21 protein-coding genes are annotated in these 21,959 nt (G+C 66.1%); 2 read left to right on the top strand and 19 right to left on the bottom strand.

Annotation, left to right across the window (positions count from 1 at the left end):
• Positions 1 to 18: 18 nt before the first annotated feature.
• Positions 19 to 1,584: a PH domain-containing protein gene (locus M9952_09560; protein ID MCO5313162.1), complete on the bottom strand. Its 1,566-nt coding sequence runs from the start codon at positions 1,582 to 1,584 to the stop codon at positions 19 to 21.
• Positions 1,571 to 2,098, bottom strand: a complete 528-nt coding sequence (locus M9952_09565; GenBank protein ID MCO5313163.1) for a PH domain-containing protein — start codon at positions 2,096 to 2,098, stop codon at positions 1,571 to 1,573. The genes M9952_09560 and M9952_09565 overlap by 14 nt, the downstream gene beginning before the upstream one ends.
• 187 nt (positions 2,099 to 2,285) lie before the next feature.
• Between M9952_09565 and M9952_09570 the strand changes: the two genes are divergently transcribed.
• A complete protein-coding gene (locus M9952_09570; GenBank protein ID MCO5313164.1) occupies positions 2,286 to 3,077 on the top strand; it encodes an SDR family oxidoreductase in 792 nt (263 codons plus the stop codon).
• 26 nt (positions 3,078 to 3,103) lie between these two features.
• Here the strand turns inward: M9952_09570 and M9952_09575 are convergent, their stop codons facing one another.
• The 14 genes from M9952_09575 to M9952_09640 all read right to left on the bottom strand — a co-directional run bounded on the left by M9952_09575 (position 3,104) and on the right by M9952_09640 (position 17,395).
• The gene (locus tag M9952_09575) at positions 3,104 to 4,009 is read right to left on the bottom strand and encodes an SDR family oxidoreductase (GenBank protein MCO5313165.1); all 906 of its coding nucleotides are present in this window, start codon (positions 4,007 to 4,009) and stop codon (positions 3,104 to 3,106) included.
• A gap of 1 nt (position 4,010) precedes the next feature.
• Positions 4,011 to 4,790, bottom strand: coding sequence for an enoyl-CoA hydratase/isomerase family protein (locus tag M9952_09580; GenBank protein MCO5313166.1), 780 nt, complete (start codon positions 4,788 to 4,790; stop codon positions 4,011 to 4,013).
• A gap of 183 nt (positions 4,791 to 4,973) precedes the next feature.
• Positions 4,974 to 6,548, bottom strand: a complete 1,575-nt coding sequence (locus M9952_09585) for a hypothetical protein (GenBank protein ID MCO5313167.1) — start codon at positions 6,546 to 6,548, stop codon at positions 4,974 to 4,976.
• On the bottom strand, positions 6,478 to 7,491 hold the full coding sequence (locus tag M9952_09590) for a nucleotidyl transferase AbiEii/AbiGii toxin family protein (GenBank protein MCO5313168.1): 1,014 nt from the start codon (positions 7,489 to 7,491) through the stop codon (positions 6,478 to 6,480). The genes M9952_09585 and M9952_09590 overlap by 71 nt, the downstream gene beginning before the upstream one ends.
• Positions 7,488 to 8,192 (bottom strand): hypothetical protein, encoded by a 705-nt coding sequence (locus M9952_09595; GenBank protein ID MCO5313169.1) that lies wholly within the window; start codon positions 8,190 to 8,192, stop codon positions 7,488 to 7,490. Before M9952_09595 ends, M9952_09590 begins: the two co-directional genes overlap by 4 nt.
• Before the next feature lie 104 nt (positions 8,193 to 8,296).
• Positions 8,297 to 9,550 (bottom strand): methyltransferase, encoded by a 1,254-nt coding sequence (locus M9952_09600; GenBank protein MCO5313170.1) that lies wholly within the window; start codon positions 9,548 to 9,550, stop codon positions 8,297 to 8,299.
• 7 nt (positions 9,551 to 9,557) lie between these two features.
• Positions 9,558 to 10,769, bottom strand: a complete 1,212-nt coding sequence (locus tag M9952_09605; GenBank protein MCO5313171.1) for a DUF4041 domain-containing protein — start codon at positions 10,767 to 10,769, stop codon at positions 9,558 to 9,560.
• A 46-nt stretch (positions 10,770 to 10,815) separates the two neighbouring features.
• On the bottom strand, positions 10,816 to 11,154 hold the full coding sequence (gene mnhG, locus M9952_09610) for a monovalent cation/H(+) antiporter subunit G (protein MCO5313172.1): 339 nt from the start codon (positions 11,152 to 11,154) through the stop codon (positions 10,816 to 10,818).
• Complete coding sequence (locus M9952_09615; GenBank protein ID MCO5313173.1) at positions 11,154 to 11,504, bottom strand: monovalent cation/H+ antiporter complex subunit F; 351 nt, start codon at positions 11,502 to 11,504, stop codon at positions 11,154 to 11,156. Before M9952_09615 ends, mnhG begins: the two co-directional genes overlap by 1 nt.
• A complete protein-coding gene (locus M9952_09620; GenBank protein MCO5313174.1) occupies positions 11,501 to 12,031 on the bottom strand; it encodes a Na+/H+ antiporter subunit E in 531 nt (176 codons plus the stop codon). Before M9952_09620 ends, M9952_09615 begins: the two co-directional genes overlap by 4 nt.
• Positions 12,028 to 13,551, bottom strand: a complete 1,524-nt coding sequence (locus tag M9952_09625; GenBank protein ID MCO5313175.1) for a Na+/H+ antiporter subunit D — start codon at positions 13,549 to 13,551, stop codon at positions 12,028 to 12,030. The genes M9952_09620 and M9952_09625 overlap by 4 nt, the downstream gene beginning before the upstream one ends.
• Complete coding sequence (locus tag M9952_09630; protein ID MCO5313176.1) at positions 13,548 to 13,970, bottom strand: NADH-quinone oxidoreductase subunit K; 423 nt, start codon at positions 13,968 to 13,970, stop codon at positions 13,548 to 13,550. Before M9952_09630 ends, M9952_09625 begins: the two co-directional genes overlap by 4 nt.
• Entirely contained in the window at positions 13,967 to 16,771 is a 2,805-nt protein-coding gene (locus M9952_09635; GenBank protein ID MCO5313177.1) for a DUF4040 domain-containing protein, read from the bottom strand. The genes M9952_09630 and M9952_09635 overlap by 4 nt, the downstream gene beginning before the upstream one ends.
• A 171-nt stretch (positions 16,772 to 16,942) precedes the next feature.
• Positions 16,943 to 17,395, bottom strand: a complete 453-nt coding sequence (locus tag M9952_09640) for a nitroreductase family deazaflavin-dependent oxidoreductase (GenBank protein ID MCO5313178.1) — start codon at positions 17,393 to 17,395, stop codon at positions 16,943 to 16,945.
• Between the two features lie 173 nt (positions 17,396 to 17,568).
• On the opposite strand from M9952_09640, the gene M9952_09645 reads away from it, so the two are divergent.
• Positions 17,569 to 18,624, top strand: a complete 1,056-nt coding sequence (locus tag M9952_09645) for a ribonuclease HI (GenBank protein MCO5313179.1) — start codon at positions 17,569 to 17,571, stop codon at positions 18,622 to 18,624.
• Positions 18,625 to 18,677: 53 nt separating this feature from the next.
• On the opposite strand, the gene M9952_09650 is transcribed toward M9952_09645, so the two are convergent.
• The 3 genes from M9952_09650 to M9952_09660 form a co-directional block, all read right to left on the bottom strand.
• On the bottom strand, positions 18,678 to 19,607 hold the full coding sequence (locus M9952_09650; protein ID MCO5313180.1) for an intradiol ring-cleavage dioxygenase: 930 nt from the start codon (positions 19,605 to 19,607) through the stop codon (positions 18,678 to 18,680).
• A 111-nt stretch (positions 19,608 to 19,718) separates the two neighbouring features.
• The gene (locus tag M9952_09655) at positions 19,719 to 20,795 is read right to left on the bottom strand and encodes a hypothetical protein (GenBank protein ID MCO5313181.1); all 1,077 of its coding nucleotides are present in this window, start codon (positions 20,793 to 20,795) and stop codon (positions 19,719 to 19,721) included.
• A 45-nt stretch (positions 20,796 to 20,840) separates the two neighbouring features.
• Complete coding sequence (locus M9952_09660) at positions 20,841 to 21,710, bottom strand: hypothetical protein (GenBank protein MCO5313182.1); 870 nt, start codon at positions 21,708 to 21,710, stop codon at positions 20,841 to 20,843.
• Positions 21,711 to 21,959 lie beyond the last annotated feature (249 nt).

Consider the following 21,959-nt stretch of genomic DNA (forward strand, 5'->3'; position numbering starts at 1 on the left):
GATAACGAGTGGTCGTGATCACGACCACTCGTTATCGCAGAACGAGATGAGTCGGCGCGCAAGATCGTGGGCTTCGGCGACTTCGATGTCGGCAATCAGCGGCGACATCGAGACATCCGGTGGTGCCAGCGACACCTGCACGCTCGCCAGTCCGAGGCGCCGCTGAATCGGACCGCTGATGACGCGAACCGACTGGGTGTTGAAAACCGAGGCGGCCAGCACCCGGCGACGCAATAGCCCGCGTACGACCACGAGGTGAGTTTCGGAGAGCCCCCAACGCTCCACCCTCCAAAGGCGCCAACCCCGATAGACGCCGAAGGCGATCGCTGCGAGGACCATCGCCAACCAGCCCCACACCAGCGGAGCGGAGCTCAACCCGGTCGACCACTCACTGCGACGTTGTCCGACCACGAGGACCGCCAACGCAATTCCGAGCGCGGCCAGCACCGGAGTGGCGATCGATGCCACCCGAGCAAACACGGCGAAGCGCGCCGCACGAGGCTTCTGCACCAAGCGCGAAAGCGACTCGATGGGAAGTCCAATCAGGTCGTGAGCGAACCCGGCCCACGTTCCTGTCGGCATGTCGAGAGCCAACCGCCCCCGAACCGCTGCCCCGTCTGCGTCCAAGGTGGCATCGGCTGAGGCGTACCACACCGACTCCCGCGAACGCAGGCGCTGCATCCAACCGGATTCCCCGTAGACGACCTGAATTCGCCGCAATCGGCTCGACGAACGGTGGATCGTCGCCACCCCGGCGGTGGCCCGAACCGTCTCGCCGGACTCGAGCACCACCGTGAGGCGCGCATGGTTCAGCGTCCAACCCACAACAGAGACGACCCCGACCAAACTCATGGCAATCAGCGGCACCAACGACTGCCAGGCCTGTGCCACAACACCCGCGGTCACACACACGACGAGGCCGATCACAGCACCGAACACCCAGGGCCAGGAACGGTTCCAGACCGCGCCCGCCAACTCGCCGGGATCGACACGGTGGAGTTCACGAACCGACTCCGCCCCGCCTCGACCTTCCGCCGTGACCCCCTGCGAACCCTGCCCCTCCGCAACCCCATCGCCAGCACCACGAAGCCGCAACGCGCCGACCAAGGCTGTGGTCAGCACCTCGGCTCCCTCCACCGAGAGGTATTCGAGGAGGATTTCACCATCCGATCCAGCCGAACTGATCGTGACCCTCGACAGCCCCAACACTCGGGCCACCAGCGGCCGCGTGATCGTCACATCCTGGATTCGGTCAAGGCCGAGTTCCTTCGCCTGGTGTGTGAGGATGCCGGTGCGCCATTGCACGACGCCGTCGGCGATTCGAAACCGGGTCGACAGGTACCGAGCGGCAGCACCTGCGGCGAACGCTGCAGCGAGGACGAGCCCCGTCCAGTCCTCGACGAATGCTTCGGCGACATCGCCTGCCGTGCCGGAGGTCGGGGCGAACTGCTGGAGCCACAACACGATCAACACCACCACGACCGGGCCGGCGATCGGCAGCGTCGAACGCGGATCGACTCGGGTCCAGTGTCTCCACGCCGCGATCGGATCGTCGAGGTGCGAACTCGTCTCAGACGTCGGCATCGACATCGGGCTGGGACTCCGGCACCGCTGAGGGAGCTGAACCCTCCGTCTGTTCTCGTGGCAGCAACACCGAACGAAGGTGTTCGGCATCGGCTTCGTACACGTGGGGAATCACGATGTCGGGGGTGTTCGCTCCGGCGGAATGAACATGGATCGTGGCCATCCCGAGCGCCCGTTCGACCGGTCCCGACGACTTGGTCACGTTCTGAACCCTGCCGCGTGGGAGCACCGATTCGACCCGTCGAACCACGCCGAGCCGCGACTCGACGGTGCCCTCGGTCAGCTCCCACGACACCGCTCGGAATCGCAGCGTCGACCATACCCACCACACGGCCGCCGCAACGACCGCTGCCGTCATAGAGATCGCCCCGAGGACCGCCTCGTCGGCAACGAACGCGATCACCCCGAACACCACCATCACGACCGCCAGCAGAACCCAGGGCGCGTTGTGGAGACGGTACAGATGAATCGCCGGTGGTGGGAGGGTCCGGCGCGACGACGTCGGAGGCTGCATCCCTGCAGGCTACGGGATCCCGCCCCAGCCTGTTCTCCCGCCCCAGCCTGTTCTCCCGCCCCAGCCCGTTCTCCGATAACCAGTGGTCGTGATCACGACCACTGGTTATCGGAGAACGGGCGATTTGGGGGGCGGTACGGTGCAGGTGCCGCATTCGCATTCGCACTCGCAATCACCCGGAGGCCTCATGCCCGTTCGACCGCTGCTCGAATCGAAGACCGTCGTCATCACCGGAACCGGTCCCGGCCTCGGCGCCGAAGTCGCCCGCGTGGCGTTCGCCGACGGGGCCAACGTCGTCATCGGGGCACGCTCGGGCGATACCTTGGCGGCCTTCGCCCGGGAACTCGATCCCACCGGGGAGCGCGTCGTTGCCGTGCCGACCGATATCACCAAGCCCGACGAGTGCCAGCGAATCGTCGACACGGCGATCGAGCGTTTCGGTCGCGTCGACGGCCTGGCGCAGGTCGCCGCCTACACCGGAGCGTCGGGTGGCCTGAGAGCCGCCGACTTCGACAAGGTTCGACGCAGCATCGAGACCAACCTCATCGGCTCGATGCGGATCTCGACCGCCGCCGCGGATGCCATGCGCGAGACCGGCGGCGGGTCGATCGTGCTCGTCGGCAGCCAGTCGATGCTGGCACCGCTCATCGAACAGATCGGGTACGCGGCGTCCAAGGGCGCACTGTTGAGTGCCAGCTTCCACATGGCCAAGGAACTCGGCCCCGACAACGTTCGCGTGAACACCGTCGTGCCGAACTGGATGTGGGGGCCGCCGGTGGAGACCTACGTGCAATGGCAGGCCACGGCGAACGACATCACCGAGACCGAGGTGAAGGCCAAGCTCGAAGCCGCCATCCCCCTCGGCGAGATCGTGCCCGACGAGGAGGTCGCGAACGCGATCGCCTTCTTCCTGTCGGACCGCGCACGTTGCATCACCGGACAGACGCTGTTGGTCAACGGCGGCGAGATGATGCGCTGATGCTCGCCGCGTTCAGAACCCGGCCGCTACCGGGCTGGCGGGTTGGGGTCGAATGAGCCTCGACCCATCTGCTCACGGATCGGCACGACCGGCGGGTTGGTGAGCATGCGCCGCTGCCAGTTCGCGCCATCCACGACCAGGGTATGGCCGCTGATGAAACGGGCGAAGGGTGACGCCAGAAACGTTGCGGCCCACCCGAGTTCCTGGCGATGTCCAACGCGTAACGCCGGCTGGCAGGCGTCCTTGTCGGTGGTGCGGTCGAGGTTGCCGGTGATATCCGCGGTCATGTCCTCGTGCGGAAACAGCCCGGGCACGAGGCAGTTGACCGAGATGCCATAGGGGCCCCACTCGACCGCCAGGGTTTCGGTGAGGTTCTTGACCCCGGCCTTGGCGGCAGAGCTGTGAGCGAATCCTGGCCCGCCGGTCCAGGCGTAGGACGCTCCGACGCTGAGGATCGAAGCGGGGGTCCCGGCCTCGATGTGTCGCCGACCGAACTCGCGGCTCACGAAAAACGTGCCGTTCAACGTGATGTCGACGACCGTGCGCCAGGCGTTTGGCGACATGTCCTCGGCCGGTACGGGGAAGTTGGCGGCCGCGTTGTTGATCAGCACACCGGGCAGCGCAAACCGCTGTCCGGCGGCGTCGAAGGCTGCGGCGATCGAGTCTGGCTCCCGAATATCGCACTCGACGCCGATCACCTCGGCGCCGATGGCCTCGATCGCTTCGATGCCGGCCGCCAGGTGCTCGGGCTTGCGCGAGGCGATGACGATGTTCGCGCCCAAGCGAGCGAACTCCGAGGCGATCGCCTTGCCGAGGCCGGTGCCGCCGCCGGTGACGAACACCGTTTCACCGTCGTAGGTTCCGGGCGCCATCGCCGACGCTCCAACGGCGGGGGGAACCGGGATGCCGGGGAACTGAGAACGGTCGACCATGTCAGCTCCCGGTATAGCGGGGCTCGCGCCCCTCGGCTCGTGCCGCCTTGAATTCGGCGAAGTCGTCGGATCGGTTGAGGAAGGTCTGGTAGATCAACTCGTCGTCCATCGACGTCACGATCTGGGGGCGCGACAAATGCGAGATCACCCGACGGGCGAGCTTCACCGTGACCGCCGGCGAGGCCGCAATCTTCTGCGCCATCTCCATCGCGGTCGCGTCGAGTTCGTCCGCTTCGACGATGCGCGACACGATCCCGTGTTGCAGCGCCTCGTCGGCGCTCAGCCGTCGGCCGGTGAGCACCATGTCGCTGACGAGTCCGTGCCCGCACATTTCATAGAGCACACCCATGCCACCGGTGTCGGGGATCACGCCGTGGCCGACCTCGGGCAACATGAACTTCGCGTCGGGAGTGCAGATGCGAATGTCACACAGCAACGCCCGTTGGAACGACCCGCCGATCGCCCACCCCTGAATCGCCACGATGACCGGGGCGTCGAGTTCCCAGAGCCGTTGGATACCGCGGTGACCGCGAACCATCATCTGATGATGGGTCAGGTCGGTGCTGGCGTTGCCGATGATCGAGGTGTCGCGCCCCGAGGACCACGACTTGCCCTCGCCGCGCCACACCACGGCTCGCACCGACGGGTCGCCCGAAAGCTGCTCGAGAATCCCGAACAGTTGGGCATCCATCGCGTCATCGAACGCGTTGTGTTTCTCGGTGTTGTCGTTGGTGATGACGGCGACACCGCCGTCGATTTCGAGCCGTACGCTTCCGGGCATCTCGTCTCCCTCCCCGCACATCTCCGGGCGCGAGGTGTGACCGATGTTAGGCGTTGGCACGGTTGTCGACACCGGCCCAGCAGGGTGCCCCGCACTCGGGAATTGCGCCATGGCGGTTCGGCACCCCATCGGATCGTCGCCCTGAGGCGCAGCGTTTCCTGCCTGACCCCGCCGTTCGTCGAGTTAGTCGACCGACCCTGGCGCGATTCGAACAGCATCTGGCCCATGCCGTGTCGGAGTGATCGGAGTGCTTCGCATTGTCGCTTCCATTGCCACCTCACTTGCGAGGTCCATGGCATCTTCAGCATCTGGACGCGAGTCGACCACCGACGGAGCAGCAACGGGAATCACGTCCTTCGGTCGCAGCCGAGGCGCCGGCGGCGACCACGCTACGAGTCCCTGAACCACGTCTCCGTAGAACCGATTGATGAGGCCATCGACGGAGTCGATAAACCCAGCGGCTTTCCCACCGGCCTTCCGTGCAAGCCCCATCTCCGCTCGAAGCACGAGGCGGAATCGAAGAAACTCGCGGCCCTCCGAGTCGGTGAGCCGGTCTGGGTCCGCTGCGACCTCACTCCAACTTGCGACCAGAGGAGCACGCGAATTGCGCGGCCAGGCTTCGATTGACAGAGAGGATGACTGTTCGCCGAGTTGCCGGAGCAGCCACGTCATCCGCGCCTTGTTTCCTCGGTCTGACGGCGCAGGCACATCAACCGATGTCGTCAAGCGGCGAGCGCGTAGGTCGGCCTCAACTCCGATAACGCCAACTGCGTTCGGAATCTTGATCGCGCCTGCCAGCGTCCCGCTACCGCACAGAACGTCGGCCAACTGCGTGAGCCGCACCTTCGGATCCTGCTGGCCCTTCGACACCACTTGCTGCACATCGGCTCCGATTTCGGAACCAAGCCGCATCGACACGAACTGCAGAAGTTGGTCCCAGCGTTGCGCCACCTCTCGAACTTCGTCCGAATTTGCTCGAAGCGTCGACTCCTTCGCTCCATCCCGCACAGCGACCCAGTTCGACCCCATGTCGTTGAACGCAACTGCCCCCGACGCTCCGCTTTCCAGGTAGCGAATGAGCTCACCGAGAATCCACGCCTGTTCCACATCATCAACTCCGCGATGGACCTTGCACATGATCGCAGTGGAAAGCACCTTCGACCACGACAGGTGGTACACCTGCACCTTGGAGTTGGATCGAACCTTCAACCCCGCGGCCGGGTGTTGTCCAGGTAGTGCGATCTCATTCGAGATCGTGATCACTGCGTCGTAGCCGTACTTCCTGGCAACCTCCCAATAGCTGTTGATCTGAGCTGAGTTCAGTACGTTCTGCCCAGTCTTTACCTCGACGAGAGCGGTGAACGTGTTCTTTCCATAGGTGACCCGAATAAGCCCGTCGGGCCTGATGACCGTGCCATCGTCGAGTTTGAAGGACACCTCAACGAACGTCTCGACAAGCGCCTTCTTCGCCGCCGACGCCCCAAATGGACCTAGGAGGGCGATAGAGAAGTCCCGCACGATAGACACGACCGCCAACGTCGCCGATACCGCTCGCATCTCAGCTTCTGTATCGCTCTGGATCCCCCAAGTCGGGATCAGCCTCGCTACCTGCCACTCTGCCATCCGGTCCCCCCCGTCGACTTCGACGCGAACTACGACACGTCTCGATCCACGATACGCCCTCACCTCAGGTATCAGACGAATGGATTGCGATATTGAGCAGGTCTGAGCAAGCGCTGACCCGGGCGAGGACTTCATCGAACGTAGGAGGTTGGTCGGTGCCGTAGTACAGGACGCGCATCGCACGGTCATGTGCTTGTCGTAGCTGTGAAGCGAATGGCGAGTCGGGGTTGAACGCGTCCGAACGGGCGAAGCCACCGGTGGGCACCGGCTGGTCGGGGCGCCCGATCGAGGCTGAGACCGACTGCGCGCTTGCGAGGATCCGACGGACGAGTTTTCGGTCACCGAGCAACTCGGTCACCACCGGCGCACCGAGGAGCGCCCAGATATCGTAAAACTGGCGTCCAATCCGAACCCTGTTGTGATCTCCAGAATCGGCATCGCGGGTGGACGTGTAGTTGTTGACGCGCAACAACTTCTCGATCAGCGTCCGTCCAGGGTGGAGGATCTCCACATCAAACGGAGCGAGGTCGACCCACCGGTCGGTGTCGAACCCAGACGCCCTGAGTTCGCGGCTGAGCATCGAGGCCACCTCGTGCACCCGGTGGGGATTGGGCCCTCCGGACTGCCCGAGCTCAACGAGAATCGCAGCAGGGTCCGCGAATGCGTCGGATTCGACTCGATGTCGCAGTGGCGGTTCCAGGTATCCGGCTCGATGAAAGCTACCTGGATTGCCGCCCGAGGTGACGCTGGAAGGCCCGGCGCCGGTCGCGTTCGCTGCCGCCGCGAGCATCTCGCGTAAGGCCTTCTGCTGTGCACGGTTGGACGGGTAGCTACCGACCACGAGGAGGTCAAGGTCCTCGGAGAATCGCCGGATGATGCGTAGCTTCTCGAGGCTCGTGCCACCCTTGAACACGATCTCACCTGGGTGCGTCGTCACGATTGCCCGGAGGGCTTCGCACACCCAGTAGTCCTTCTCTACGGCAAGCGGTTGGATGTTGAGGTTTTCTGCAGCCGTCAAGATTGCACCGCGGAACACCTCCGGCTCCTCGTCACGCCAGTGGTGCTTCGGGTCGCTCACGCAGGTGAGATGGCCACGAGAGCATGCGCCATCGTTCGTTGGTCGGACGGCGGGACCCGCTGCGCCAGGTCGGCGCGGCCGCTTCGCTCCAGCACGTCTCGCAACCGTGCACGCACCTTGCCCGGCTCAGTGGCCGCCGCTGCAACGATGCGCTCGGCGCGTACCTGCGGGGAGTCCAGGATCGACCTGAGGCGCTCGAATGCGTCCGCTAGCGGGACCTCAACGACATCGGGCCAGGCGTCGAGGACTTCGAGTACTGCGACCTCAGTCGGGTTGAGTCGAGCCGTACGCCGCTGGGTTCTAGCGGCCCGTGAAACGAATCGGACAGCGCCCACGTCGGTCGGTGGACGATACGGAACCGCTGTCTCGCTGAACCGCGGTACCTGTGTTGAGAGTCGCAAAACGTTCGCTGCCGTCGACCCTGCCGGTCCGACGCCAACGCCCGGTGCCAACTCACTCACGAGCCGCTCCGGCGGCGGCGGCGCCATACCCAACGGGGTCTTCGCTCCACGCCAGTAGAGCCCTCGACGCACGCGCCGCAACTCCCCTTGGGCGACCAGGTCGCCGAACAGGTGGTAGGCGGTGGACTGGGACAATGCCAGGTCGGTTGATCGCCAGAACCTGTCCTTCGACGCAAGGACGGCCTGCCGAACGGCCGCAGCACCGTGCCGGTCTCTCTGGTGAGTGACTGTGGTAACCATCGACGCCTCCTCCGCATGATGCTACGAGAACCTGCTGTACCTGTTACTGCAGAGTCATACGCGAACCTGCACTAATCATAACCACACCGGCCCGCCGAACGTCCTCAGCGCTTGTGCGCCGCCAACACGACGAATTTCTTTGAGGAGCCGATCGTGTCGACGTTGCCGAACAGCCGCCTCAACTTGTTGTGGTAGTTCAGGTGCCGATTGCCGACCACGACGAGCACTCCCCCGCGGCGCAACACCCGGCGAGCACCGTGGAAGAAACTCCAGGCGATCTCATCGGTGACGGCATGGTCGTGATGAAACGGCGGGTTGGTGATGATGACGTCGGCGACCATATCGTCGGCACCGGGCTCGTGTGGCGTCGCGTCGTCGCCCGGCACGAACGCCCGCAGACCGTCGCCCACCACGAATCGTGGCGGTCGGCGCCGCGGCTGATGCTGCGCGTCGACCGCCAGCCCGACGGTGGCCTCGAACGTGGCGCGGGCCGAACGGATCGCTGCGTAGGACTCGTCGATCAAGGTGAGTTCCGCGCCTGGGTACCGTCGTGCGATCGCCGCGCCGATGACGCCGTTGCCGCACCCCAGATCGATCACCCGAACCGGCGAGTCGGGCCCGCCCGCATACTGGTCGAGCGGCGGAAGGTGGTCGAGCAACAGCCGTGTGCCGGCGTCGACCCGTTCGGCACCGAACACCCCCGGCTCGCTGACGAGCCTCAGATCGTGGTCGGTCACCTCGATCGTTGGCCGACCGTTCGACGGCGCGAGCGGACCGCACCGGGTCGGGTCCGGGGTCGGCTGAATGAGTCGGGCCTTGCGACGCGCCAGCGACGTGGTCGCCGGCCCGATCAGGTCCGCGAACGCGTCGATGGTTGCCCGGTGGACGTGGCGGGTCATGCCTGTTCCAACCACGACCGTGTGATCGTCGACAACTCCGGCGATCTCTCGCAGCTGGGCTTCGAGCAACGCTTGGCCTTTCGGCACCATCACGACGACGACGTCGGCCGCCTGCTCGCCCCAACCGGTGACCTCCACGAGGGTCCGGGGATCGGCGACGACCGTGAATCGGTCCGGATCGATGCCGTTGCAAACCGCGTTGGCCTGCATCGCCAACACATCGACGGCGCTGTCGGTGACCACGACCGGCGATGCCCCACCCAACGCAAGTGCGAGCGGCACCGCGCCGGCTGCAGGGTTGACCACGATGATGCGCCCAGGGAGCGCTGCCGAGCCGAAGCGATCGATGAGATGCGCCAACACATACTCCTCGGCGGCGTTCCAGCCGCGAAGCTCGCTGCAGCGTCCCGGGGTCCGTTCGAGGTTCAGCGGCCCGAACGGACTCTCGAAAACGTCCACCCGACGCTCAGAAGTGCGAGGTCGGAGCGGATGCGCCCGAGTGGGTGCCATCAGCTGCCGCATGCTGTTCGGCGACGAGACGCAACTCCTCGAGACGCAACCGGTGAAAGTCCGGGTCAATCGCCAACTCGAGATCCGAGCCGAGCCGAAGCACCGCCTGAGCAGCAGCCTCCAGTCGTTCGCTTGCAACGGTGAGATCGAATGGCTGCAGCCCTCGCACCACAAGGTCCGCCTCGGCGTTGTAGGTGCGCAACAGCAACATCGCCAGGTCACGAGACGACGCGCCCTGTGACGCGGCGCTCGACGCGCGGTCGGGTCGGACTCGAATAGCGGCATCGTCGAGTAGGCGACGTTCGATTCGGCGACGCACCTCTACCAACTCGTCGCTCGGCGGGACCACGTGATCGACCGGTCGCTCGAATCGGAAGGCGCCAAGCAGTTGCAGCCGGCCTTCCCGTGCGACCTCCACATAGTCGTTGCGTAGATCCCGCAACTCGGCCGTCGCTGCTCGAACCTGCTCGAAGACCTCCGCGCGATGCTCCGTCAGCCGTTCGACAGCGGAGGTGAGCGCCGTCACGTCAGATCGCAACGCCGAACGCTGCGCCACACCCATCGCTGCGATGTAGGTGCGGAGCGCCTCGATCTCGCCTTGAAGCGCACGCTTGGAGGTGCTCGAACTCGGCGGCGGAACCTCGGGTAGCTCGGCCAGGCTTGCGACGTCGATTGGCTCCGGAGTCGATGAGGGACCCGTGGACGAGGCGAGCTCGGAGGCCGGCGATAGCGGCTCGACCGACCGTCCCTGCCTCACCACCTTGGCCGGCTCGAGGAACGCGTCGAGATCGTCGTCATCCAGATCGGCGTCATCGAGATCGTCGTCAGGCGCGTCGCCGGTTCGCGACGCTTCGAGCGCCGCGACGATCTCATCGAGGAACTTCGCGGTCGTGCGTAGACGGTGCGTCTCGCCGTTCGCCAGCGTGAACTCGACGAGCGGCTGGATCACGTCGGCACCCAACTGATCCAGGCCGACGACATCGACAAGCGCCACGACGATCGGCGGAGCCGGACTCGGGTCGGGCGGCGCGAAAATGTCGGGATTGAACGGGTACATGGCCAACGTGGCCGCATCGACCTCGATCCGCACGGCGCTCGCCGTCGCCTCGTCACTCGCGACAATCCACCCCGATGACACCATCGGCTGCTCGTTTCGGGGGGAAACCATGGGACCCATGTTACGAAGGCGCCGCCGCCGATCGGCGCACTTCGGCTCAACTTCCCGAGATTTCCGTCCGCCCCGTCGACACGTCGTCGACCGCACCCGACTCCGAGGCCTCATGCACCCGTCGCTCGCGCAGATAGGTCGACCGGCTGATGAGATTCGCCGACACCGGGGAGGTCATCATCTGCAAGAACGCCGCCAGCAACAGCGACGTCCAGTCGTTTGCGGAGTCCATTCCCAGCGCCGCACCGACGAGCAACACCACGATCCCGAGCGTGGTGGCTTTGGACAGGAAGTGCATCTGGGCCATCACATCGTTGAACCGCGTCACCCCGAGCGCCGAGAACAGGATCAACACGGCCCCGGCCAACACGAAAACCTGCGCCATCACGACCGACCCTCCGGATGGTCCTCACACCCCGCCGAACCAGCCGAACCCACACCATCGGCGTCGGCCACACCATCGGCGTCGGCGTCGGCATCCGCGTCGAGTTCGCGACGTTCGATGAACCGAGCCGATGCTGCGGTGCTCACGAAACCGACGAGTGTGATCACGACGACGGTCGGCAGATAGATGCCGTCGCCGCGATACATCGCATCCGCGGCGATCGCTCCGACCCCCACGACGATCATGCCGTCCATACCGATGACCCGCGCCGACAACGACGGTCCGCGCACGGTCCTCAACATGAACAGTGCACCGGCCGCGGCGAGCACCACGAACGTGATCGTCTTCACGGCGCACCTCCGATGCTGGCCCGGTAGGCGCTCCGGTCGGCCTCGGTCCCGAACGCCTCGAGCGAGAGTCGTTCCAACGTCCGGATCGACTCGACCGATTCCTCGGTGCCCTCGCGCCCGCCGAAGACCAGCACGTGAATCCGCAGAACCGGCGGATGTTGGCTCGTGCCCACGACCATCGTTCCCGGCGACATCGCGGCCAGGTTCGACACCGCGGTGATGACCGACGGCGACGTCGTGTGCATCTCCACGTCGACCACTTCGCCGCGAAGCCTCGAGGTCGGTCGGACCAACTCGACGCTCAGGCGCAGGTTCGACACCACGAGCTCCGAGGTGAAATACCCGACGAGGCGTACCAGGGCGACGAGGTCGAGTCGCACGCTCGGCAATTTCGGTCGCGAACTGGGGAAGGTCGAAAACAACACCAGGACAACGGCGATGCCGCCGAGCACGGTTCCCGGACTCGCGCTCCCCCAGAGCATCATCCACCCGACGATGAGGCCGAGCCCGAGCGTGACCCGGCTCACGGCTCCACCACCTCGTAATAGGCGTCTGGGTCAATGATGCCTTCAGCCGCTCGGGTGCTGAGATCGTGCAACGGTCCGGCGAACACGGCGATTCCGATGCTGATCGCGGCGAGCACGGCCGTGGGGATCACCATGAGGGGCGGGCGATCGTCGTGGCCCCCGGGAATGAGGCCGAGGCCCTCGTACTCGTCGAGAACGTCGAGGTCGTCGGCGCACAACTCCGGCTCTTCACCCCAGAACGCCGCCGACCAGATCTTGGTCATCGAAAACAGCGTCATGAGGCTCACGACGAGCGACACCGCGATGATGGCGTAGCGCTCGCTGCGAACGCCGGCATCGATCAGCCCGACCTTGGCGACAAACCCGGAAAACGGCGGCAGCCCGGCAAGGCTGAGCGCTGGAAGCGCGAAGAGCACCGCCACCCCCGGCGCCGAACGGACCAGGCCGCCGACCCGACTCAGTCGGCTCGACCCACCGACGTGTTCGATGAGGCCGCCGGTGAGGAACAGCGTCGTCATCACCACGATGTGATGGACGATGTAGAACAGCGCCGCGCCCAGGCCTGCGACGGTGAAGAATCCGAGGCCCATCACCATGAACCCGACGTGGCTCACGATGTGGAACGACAAGATTCGTTTGACGTCGTCTTGGGCGATCGCCCCCAACACCCCCACGACCATCGTCGCTGCGGCCAACACGAGGATCAGTCGATCGGGCCGGCTGTCGTTGTCGAACAACAACGTCTGGGTGCGGATGATGGCGTAGACGCCGACCTTGGTCAGCAACCCGGCGAACACCGCCGTGACCGCCGAAGGTGCCGTCGGGTAGCTGTCGGGCAGCCAGAAGAACAGCGGAAACAGCCCCGCCTTGATGCCGAACACGATCAGCATCATCAACGAGAATCCGCTGCGCAGACCGGGCGACAGTTCCCCCATGCGAACCGACAGGTCGGCGAGATTCAACGTTCCGGTGGCCGAGTAGACCAGCGCCAACACCACGACGAAGAACGTCGACGCCAGCAGCGAGATCACGACATAGCTCATCCCGGACCGAACCTGATCCTTACGGGCCCCGATCGTGATCAGCACGTAACTGGCGGCGAGCATCATTTCGAAACTGACGAAGAGGTTGAATAGGTCGCCGGTGAGAAACGACCCGGCAACCCCTGCGGCCATGATGAGATACACCGACTGGAACCCGACGTGATTGCGCTCAGCGCCGGGCTGGCCGATGGCGTACACCATCACCGCCACCAGCATCACCGACGCCACCGCCAGCATGGTCGCCGATAGGCGATCCGCGACCAGGCTGATGCCGATCGGCGCCCGCCAACCGCCGGCTTGCAGGCTCAGCGGGCCGACTCGATCGACGTGAATCGCGATCGCGATGGCGCAGCCCATGACGACGGTGAGCACCGTGAGGCTGACGGTTCGCTGGGCGGCGCGACTCCGACCGACGATCATCGACAGCCCGGCGCCCAACAGCGGCAACAGGATCGGAACAGCCAACAGCAGGTTCACACGTCCTCCGGGTCGATCACGCTCGCGATGACCGCGTCGGCATCGCGAATCTCCCGGTCGAGGAATCCGCCGCCGGCGACGACGCGGTCGGACACGTCGTCTTCGACCTCATCGTCGTCGGTCAACAACCAGCTTCGGTACGCCAGGGCCAACAACAGCGCGGTTACGCCGAAGGAGATGACGATGGCGGTCAGCACCATGGCGTGTGGCAACGGGTCGGTGAGGGCCGCGTGTTCGGCGGCGGTGTCCTCCTTGATGAACGGCGGACGGCCGCTTCGGCCGGCGCCGAGGAACAACACGTTCGCACCGTGGCTCAAGAGTCCGATGCCGATGATGATGCGGCTGAGCTTGCGTTGCAGCACCAGGTAGGTGCCGATGCCGAACATGAGCGCGGCCAGCGCGGCGAGGGTGATGGTCATAACACGTCCCATCCGTCGACAAAACGCTCACCGAACGCCTCGACCACCATGAGCACCAGGCCGATCACCACGAGGTAGACGCCGCCGTCGAACGCCATAGCGGAGGCGACTTCATAGTCGCCGAGGACCGGCACGTGCACATGGGCCACGCCGTTGTCGAGCACCGAATCGCCGACGAGCAGGGGAATCAACGCGGTCACCGCACTCATCACGACGCCGGCGCCGAGAATCGTCCACGGTTTGAGCGGGCTGACACGGCGCACCTCGTCGATGCCGCCGGCCACGTACCGCAACGCGATGGCGCCGCCGGCCACGAGTCCGCCAACGAAGCCGCCACCGGGGAGTTGGTGTCCGGCGAAGAGCAGGTACACCGAGGCCGCCATCATCACATAGAAGATCATCGATACCGACACGTCGAAGTGGAGTTGTGTCTGGTGGGCCGAGTCGGCGTCGGTTGTGATCGCCGTGCCCGGCCGTCGACCGGCGCGTGCGAGGGCCACCGCGCCGATTCCCGCAGCGGCGAGCACGGTGATCTCGCCCATCGTGTCGAAGCCACGGAAATCGACCAGGATCACGTTGACGATGTTGCGCCCGTGGCCGTCGCTCAGCGCTCCCTCAACCATCTCCTCCGACACCGGTTCCGGGAGGCGCTCCCCTGCCGCCACGAGCGCGAACACGAACACCGTCGACCCCACGATGGCCGAGATCACCAGACGCACCGTTCGGCTGTACACCTCGTGGCTGCGCTCGAACCCGTCAGGGAGCCGACGAAGGACCAGCACGAACAACACCGTGGTCAGGGTCTCGATGGCGATTTGGGTGAGCGCCAGATCCGGAGCACCCTGAACGATGAACAGTGCCGCCATCCCGTAGCCCACGAGGCCGAGGAACAACGCTGCGGTGAAACGCCGCCGCACGAACACCGCGGCGACCGCCGCTGTCAGGATGTGCGCGGCGGCGACGGCCTGGGCCGGGCTGCCCACCCACTTCGGCCAGTCGATCTCGAGGCCGTCGAGGATGAGCGCGATGCTCGGAATCAGCGTCGCGGTGAGCACGATCACACCCGTGTAGATGCGCAACGAACCGTTCTGAACGACGCCGGTCACCAGGTCTGCACTGCGGTTCATGGTGCGCAGGATCTCGCGATACACCGTCGTGCCGCGCGGGAGTTTCGACCCGAGTGCGATGACACGACCAATCGGTCGGCGATAGATGACCATGACCACCGAGAACCCAAGGGCCAACGCGGAGAGTCCGAGCGCCGCGGTGAACCCGTGCCACAGCGAAAGGTGGGCGACGACGTGGGCGGCCGCTCGACCGGTTGGCAGAAGCAGGCTGGCTTGGGCCGACCCGGCGAAGGTGTTGAGCAGACCGGGCGCGACACCGAACACGAGGGTGAAGGCCGTCAACACGCACGCGGGGGCGATGAATGCGGCGCTGGGTGCCGGCGCCGCTCTCCTCGTCGCCCCGTCGCCACCGGCGACCTCGGCCGCGACGCGACGAGAGGGCCACACGAAGGTTCCCCAAATGATGCGGATGCTGTAGGCGGCGGTGAGGGCGGATCCGACCACCACGCCGGCCACGACGATCCAGCCGCCGTCGATCCCGCTGCCGGTCAACGCTTCGAGCACCGTTTCCTTCGCGACGAACCCGAACGCCAGCGGAATACCCGCCATCGACGCGGCGGAGATCGACATGAAGACCCGCACGGGGCGCCACCGGCCGTCGAGCACCGGGAGCTCCGCGAGGTCGCGGGTCTTCGCCTGGTGGTCGATGATTCCGACCCCCATGAACAAGGCCGCTTTGAACAACCCGTGGCTCAGCAACATGAGCGAACCCGCCAACATCGCCTCGTCGGTTCCGACCCCGAAGATCACGAACAGGAATCCGAGCTGGCTGATCGTGCCGTTCGCCAACAGCGCTTTGAGGTCGGTCGGGCGCAGCGCACTCAACCCTCCGAGGATCATCGTGATCAGCCCGACTGCGATGACCGTCGGGCGGAACCACCCGACGGCGAGCACCGCCGGAGAAAGCCGGGCGACGAGGTACACGCCGGCTTTCACCATGGTCGCCGAGTGCAGGTAGGCGCTCACTGGGGTCGGCGCGGCCATGGCGCCGGGCAGCCAGGACTGGAACGGGAACTGAGCGCTCTTGGTTGCGGCGCCGACCAACACCAGACCCAGCCCGATCTGGGCCGGGGTCGTGGTCGGCACATCGGCCAGAATCGCACTCAGTCGAAACGTTCCAGCCTCGTTGCCGATGACGATGAATCCACCCAGCATCGCCAACCCGCCGAGCGCGGTGGTGAGTATCGCTTGCAAGGCCGCAGCGCGCGCCGCGGTCTCGGTGTGGTTGTTGCCGATCAGCAGGAACGAGGTGACGGCGGTGAGTTCCCAACACGTGTAAAGGAACAACACGTTGTCGGCGAGCACCAGGCCGAGCATCGACCCGCTGAACAACACGAGCAGTCCGCACAGGCGCCCCACCCCTGCGCCGTCGCCGAAGTATCTCGTGGCGTACAGGAACACCAGGACCCCGATGCCGGACACGAGCAGAACCATCAGCGCGGCGAATGCATCCAGGCGCAGGTCGATGTTCAGGCCCAACGCGGGGACCCACTCGACGTGTTGTGTGACCGCCGCCGCATCGTCGCCGAGAATCGAACCGATCTGTGTCCCAAGCCACGCCAGCACGGCGAGCGGGCCGGCCAACGCCAGGTAGAAGCCGCGCCGTCCGATTCGGTCGCCGGCAACGACGATGCCGAGCCCGCCGATGAGGTGAAGCGCCAACAGCGCCGTCATGACGGACCGCTCCCGTGATAGAGGTCGGTGCGGAAAGCGACGGCCGAAACGGGACGTCCAACGCCCTCCGTCGTGCCAAGGCGGAGTCGCATGGTCGCAGCAGTTTACACATGCGGCGCGCCCAGTTGAATCACGTCGACCCGGATCCAGCCGAACGGAGGCCGGTTCGGATCAGCTCGCCAACGACGCCGGCTCGCAGATCACCACCGGAATATCGCGTTCGGTGTTTGCCTGATACGACGCGTACCCGCCGTAGACCTTCACGATGTCGGGCCACATCGACGCCTTCTCCTCCGGCGAGGCCGTGCGGGCGACCCATGGCGAGGTCACGCCGCTGCGGGTCAGTTCGATGCCGGGGTTCGCGACGAGGTTCAGGTACCACGCCGGGTGGCGGGAGTGGCCGCCCTTGGACGCGACCAGTACGACACGATCATCCGAGGCCATCGGACTGGTGAGCAGCGTCGAGCGCCGTTCGCCCGAGCGGCGACCGATCGTGTGCAGCTCGAGCGTCTCCATGCCGAGCAGGCGCTTGGGCCACCGGCCACCGGTGAGCGCCGACAGCGTGCGGTGCCCATTTTCCAACGCCCAGGCTGCGGCGGCGACGACTCGGTCGGGATACTGCATCGCCACACGCTACCCGGCGTCCGCCGACCGATCCCGGTACGCCTTTCGGCTTCTCCGACGAAACGATACGGAACTCCCGTGACCCAACGAGTGATACGGCCTGCATTGGCCATGGTCATGGCCGAGCCGACGTCTCAGGCCTACGTCTCGGGCCCCATCTAGGGTTATCCACCATGGCAGCTCGCGACCTCGACGCAACCGTCATCTACACCGATGGCGCGTGCATCAACAACCCGGGACCGGGCGGGTGGGCCTGGGCCATTCCCGGCGGTGCGCACGCCTCCGGATTCGACGAAGCCACCACCAACCAACGCATGGAGGTCACCGCGGCATTCGAGGCGGTGCTTGCCAATCCCGGTCGGCTTCACATCGTCAGCGACTCGACCTACGTGGTCGACTGCTTCAACAAACGCTGGCACGAAGGGTGGGTTGCCCGCGGTTGGTTGAATGCCCAGAAGCGGCCGGTCGCCAACCAGGACCTGTGGAAGCCCTTCATCGAGGAGTACCTCAACCGCCGCGACGAAATCACCTTCGCATGGGTGAAGGGACACTCCGGCGACGAGATGAACGATCTCGTCGACCGCCTCGCGATCGAGGCGGCCCAGAGCCAATGTGCGCGCCACGGCGACGAACCGCCGACCGACCTCGGCGAGCCCGACGGCGCGGCCGGCAGCGCTCCCGGCAGCACGGATGCCCGCGCCGATTCCTCGCCGGCATCGAAGCTGGGACCCTGGGTCGTTGCGGTGTTCGGGCACCGTCCACCCGAACTCGGCGGCTACGACGAAACCAACCCGACGGCGGTAACGGTGACCGCACGTCTGCGAGAGGTCATCGAGGCCCTCGCCGTGGTCCACCCCGACCTCGTCGTCGCGAGCGGACTCGGCCTGGGAGCGGAACAGTACGGTGCCCAGGCTGCGGTCGATTCCGGCGTCGACCTGGTCGCCGTGTTGGCCTACCCGGCACCGGACAAGGTGTGGCCCCGAGCGTCGCGGGAACGCTTCGCCGCACTCGCCGCCGCGGCCACCAGGGTGATCACGCTGAGCCCGACGGCGCCGGCCACCAAGCAGGCGGCGGGACAGGCTTGCGGCGCTCGCGACCGATGGCTGACCCAAGCCTGCGATGCGGCGATCGTGGTGTGGGACGCGAAGGACCGCAACCTGGGTCGGATCGTGTCGGATCTGGAGGCGGCCGAGGTGAGTTGTTATCTCATCACGCCGCCGACCCCTTGACCTCGGCTCTGAGGCCGCTGTCGCCGCTGTCGCCGGCCGAAGCCGCAGGTCGATTACACCGGTGCGGTGAGCGTCGCCGTCAGCCCCGAGGCCACCTCGCCGGTCATCGCCGCCATCTGCAACGACACGCCGTCTCGAAAGACCATGTCGCGGTCGAGTGAGATCTGCGAGAGGTTCCGAGCGCTCGACGGGTACCGGCTGTCGCCGTAGATCTCGGTGCTGATGTCCTCCGGAAACGCCATCTGCGAGGTCCGCAGACGATTCGATGCCGACGCCGCGTCGTCGACGGAGGGGTACACCTCGAAGTGCACGTGGGGCCACCGGCCCGAATAGCACCCGGGAAAAATCGATGTGAAACGCACGTAACCATCGGCGTCGCTCTCCTGCACCCCGCGCAGGAAGTTCTCGTCTTCCACCCCGTCGCTGTACATCGAGTACCTGCCTTCGGCGTCGCAGTGCCAGGCGTAGACCGCAGCTCCGGCGAGCGGCGCACATCCGTTCTTGGTGTCGACGATGCGAAGAACCAGTTCGACCGGCACGCCGTCCGCGGTCGTCGACGACGCACCGAAACTCGAGCGAATGTCCTGGCGTACGACCCCGGATTCGCTCAACACGTCGGGGCCGTTCGAGCCATCCCCGGGATACGGTCCGGCGGTCTCCTCGGGGATCACCTCGCACGAACCGGCATCGGCTGCAGCCGTCGCGTCGCCGCCCGAGCCCGTCGAGATGGAGCCCCCACTCGCCGAGGTTGCACCGGAGCCAGTCGAGGTGGGACCGGCACCAGCGCCGCTGTCGGCCTCGGGGCCGGAACAACCGACGAGTGCCGCCAGTCCGGTTCCGAGCAGGGTCAGCGATGCCCGGCGTCGGGTGAACAGCCCAAGATCTGCGGACAATCCGGCATCGTGGAGCTCGTCGCCGTGGTGCTCGTCGTTCGCCGAATCGACGTGGCCATGGCCCGTTCGGCGGGTTCCGTTTCGAATCATCGTCGTCTCCTTCGAGGTACGAAACCATCGTGACCGCGGTGTCTTGGAACTCCCTCCGAGACCCAGCCGGGTCGGCTCAGAATGTTCCCGACCCTCTCGACCCCGTGGCCCTCAGCGCACCCCGCGCGCCGCTGCGTCCGCGGCGGCGACCGCCACATCGACGGCGGCGTCGAGCCGGTCGAGCGCCTCGGCGCGCAGCTGCGGGTCCCGGTCGATCATCGCGAGCGCCGCCGCCCCGACGAGTGCGGAGTGTTCGGGGATCACGAATCGCAGGGGTACGTCACTTCGTTCGCCCATGAGCGCCCGAAAGCGATCCTGGAAGACCGGGTCCTTCGCAATGCCGCCGAACAGCCCCACGGGAACCGCATCGGTGCGGCCGGACCGCTCGTCGCCGCGCAACACCGCGACCGCCGCGAGCGCAGCTTCCGCGAGCACCGTGACCTCATCGTCAATGATCTCGAGCGCCCGCAGGTCGCCCGCCGCGGCCAGGTCGGTGACGATGGGGGCGAACGATGCGATCCACGCCTTGTCGATCGTGGGGTAGTGAACATCGTCGGGGAGCCCTTCAACGTCGGTCCCGCCCCAATGTTGCACAACCGCCTCCGCCAGGGCCGACGCCTCCGAACGGCCCTCGTGTACGAGGAGCGTCTCCTGCAAGGCTCGACGCCCCAGCGCGTAACCGGACCCTTCGTCGCCGAGCACGAAGTCCCAGCCTCCGAATCGACGCCAGATCCGCCGCTCGCGGTCGGCCGCGACCGCGACGCTGCCAGTGCCGGCGATGATCGCCGCCGCCGGACCCAGCGAATCGGTCGAGGCCCAGCACCCCATCGTGTCGGGCACCGTCGACCTCACCGCATGCGCCAACCCGGCTGCGCCGAGCGCGTCGTCGAAGCTGGCCGCTCGGGCCAACGTGTCGACCGAGGCGCTCGTGATCAGGCAGGTCTCGATGTCCGCGGTCGACACCCCGGCGGAGCGCATCGCGGCGTTCGCGGTGAAGACGAGGTTCTCCCCCGCGGCGGCCTCGCCGATGACCCGGGCGTTCGTCGGACGACCGTGCGCCTTGTGGTATCCGATGAGGGTTCCGTCGGCCGAACAGATCGCGACTCGGCAGTTCGTCGCACCTCCGTCGGCCACCAGCAACAGCCCAGCGCCGCTATAGGGGGGAAGTCGATTGATCCAGTTGATCATCCCAGCACCATACTCAGCGGCCGGTCGCTGTCCGTCGAGTAGCGCTCAGGAGTCGATGCCGAACCAACACGGCGTCTCGGAGTCACGATGCACCCAATGGCTCGCCAGCTCGACCGCCACCTCGAGTGCATCGGCGGGCGATTCCCCGGCGGCGTGAGCGATGAATGCCGCCGCGGCGAACACGTCTCCGGCACCGATCGTACGGTCGGGATTCACCGGTCGAGGTCGATCGTTCGCCCCCTCGAGGTGCCCGCCGAGCGCGGACGCATACTGCGCCAACACGGTTCCGCCGCGCATCACCAATGCCCCGTCGCGGCCGAGCGTGCGAAACACCAACCCGTCGAAGCCGGCCAACAGGCCGAGTTGGTCGACGCGACGGTATTCGCCGTCGTTGAGCACCAGCGCGTCCGCGCTCAAGACGGCGTCGTGCCATCCGCTCGGGTCGACGACGAAGGAACCGTCCTCGGCGAAGGCTCGCAGCATTCCCTGTGGGGTGATGCCCAGATAATCGGACCCGGCGCGCGCCATTTCCACAACACCGGGACCCAACTCACCCGCGATCGGGCCGAGATGCACGGTGCCCCGGTCGGCGGCGGCCAACAACATGGCCACCGCTCCGGCATCGATGGGTGCGGCCGCGCTCAGGAGCCGGGCTGGTCCGTCATCCGCGGTGGGGTCGAAACCAAAGCACGTATCGCCATCGGACTCGCGCAGATCGAGTTCGATCGCCCCGTCGTGGGCATCGAAAAGTCGTTGCGCCAACCGTGCGGTCGCGCTGGTGATCACGCGGACCTCACACCCGAGCGCCAACGCCTGACCCGCAGCGAAATGCACGGTGCCCCCGAGGCGGTCGGTGCCGTCATCCAACTCGTCGATGCAAACGTGGCCGATAAGCGTGTAGTCGAGTGCGGACATGGCTGCACCCTACCGAAGCCCATCCAAACCCACCGAAGGCGCCGTCGTCGTGTCGGACTCGCCGCCGACTCCACCACCCTGGCCGAAAAAACGCCACGGGGCACCCCGAGTTGACGGAGTGCCCCGTGGATGGCGATGCGGCAAAACTGCCGCAAGCAACCTAGATGAACAGTGCGACGATCTTGGCGATGGTCAACACGTCGTCGATGGTGCAGCCAGTGCTGAACACCGCCAGGCCGGCGATCGATG

This window comes from Microthrixaceae bacterium (genome assembly GCA_023957975.1).
GTDB lineage: Bacteria > Actinomycetota > Acidimicrobiia > Acidimicrobiales > Microtrichaceae > JAMLGM01.

What these genes read in the sequence shown, in the direction of transcription:
- M9952_09560 (MCO5313162.1), bottom strand. Translation starts at nt 1,584, where the DNA reads ATGCCGACGTCTGAGACGAGTTCGCACCTCGACGATCCGATCGCGGCG.
- M9952_09565 (MCO5313163.1), bottom strand. Translation starts at nt 2,098, where the DNA reads ATGCAGCCTCCGACGTCGTCGCGCCGGACCCTCCCACCACCGGCGATT.
- M9952_09570 (MCO5313164.1), top strand. Translation starts at nt 2,286, where the DNA reads ATGCCCGTTCGACCGCTGCTCGAATCGAAGACCGTCGTCATCACCGGA.
- M9952_09575 (MCO5313165.1), bottom strand. Translation starts at nt 4,009, where the DNA reads ATGGTCGACCGTTCTCAGTTCCCCGGCATCCCGGTTCCCCCCGCCGTT.
- M9952_09580 (MCO5313166.1), bottom strand. Translation starts at nt 4,790, where the DNA reads ATGCCCGGAAGCGTACGGCTCGAAATCGACGGCGGTGTCGCCGTCATC.
- M9952_09585 (MCO5313167.1), bottom strand. Translation starts at nt 6,548, where the DNA reads ATGAAGTCCTCGCCCGGGTCAGCGCTTGCTCAGACCTGCTCAATATCG.
- M9952_09595 (MCO5313169.1), bottom strand. Translation starts at nt 8,192, where the DNA reads ATGGTTACCACAGTCACTCACCAGAGAGACCGGCACGGTGCTGCGGCC.
- M9952_09605 (MCO5313171.1), bottom strand. Translation starts at nt 10,769, where the DNA reads ATGGTTTCCCCCCGAAACGAGCAGCCGATGGTGTCATCGGGGTGGATT.
- mnhG (MCO5313172.1), bottom strand. Translation starts at nt 11,154, where the DNA reads ATGGCGCAGGTTTTCGTGTTGGCCGGGGCCGTGTTGATCCTGTTCTCG.
- M9952_09630 (MCO5313176.1), bottom strand. Translation starts at nt 13,970, where the DNA reads ATGACCATCACCCTCGCCGCGCTGGCCGCGCTCATGTTCGGCATCGGC.
- M9952_09635 (MCO5313177.1), bottom strand. Translation starts at nt 16,771, where the DNA reads ATGACGGCGCTGTTGGCGCTTCACCTCATCGGCGGGCTCGGCATCGTC.
- M9952_09640 (MCO5313178.1), bottom strand. Translation starts at nt 17,395, where the DNA reads ATGCAGTATCCCGACCGAGTCGTCGCCGCCGCAGCCTGGGCGTTGGAA.
- M9952_09645 (MCO5313179.1), top strand. Translation starts at nt 17,569, where the DNA reads ATGGCAGCTCGCGACCTCGACGCAACCGTCATCTACACCGATGGCGCG.
- M9952_09650 (MCO5313180.1), bottom strand. Translation starts at nt 19,607, where the DNA reads ATGATTCGAAACGGAACCCGCCGAACGGGCCATGGCCACGTCGATTCG.
- M9952_09655 (MCO5313181.1), bottom strand. Translation starts at nt 20,795, where the DNA reads ATGATCAACTGGATCAATCGACTTCCCCCCTATAGCGGCGCTGGGCTG.
- M9952_09660 (MCO5313182.1), bottom strand. Translation starts at nt 21,710, where the DNA reads ATGTCCGCACTCGACTACACGCTTATCGGCCACGTTTGCATCGACGAG.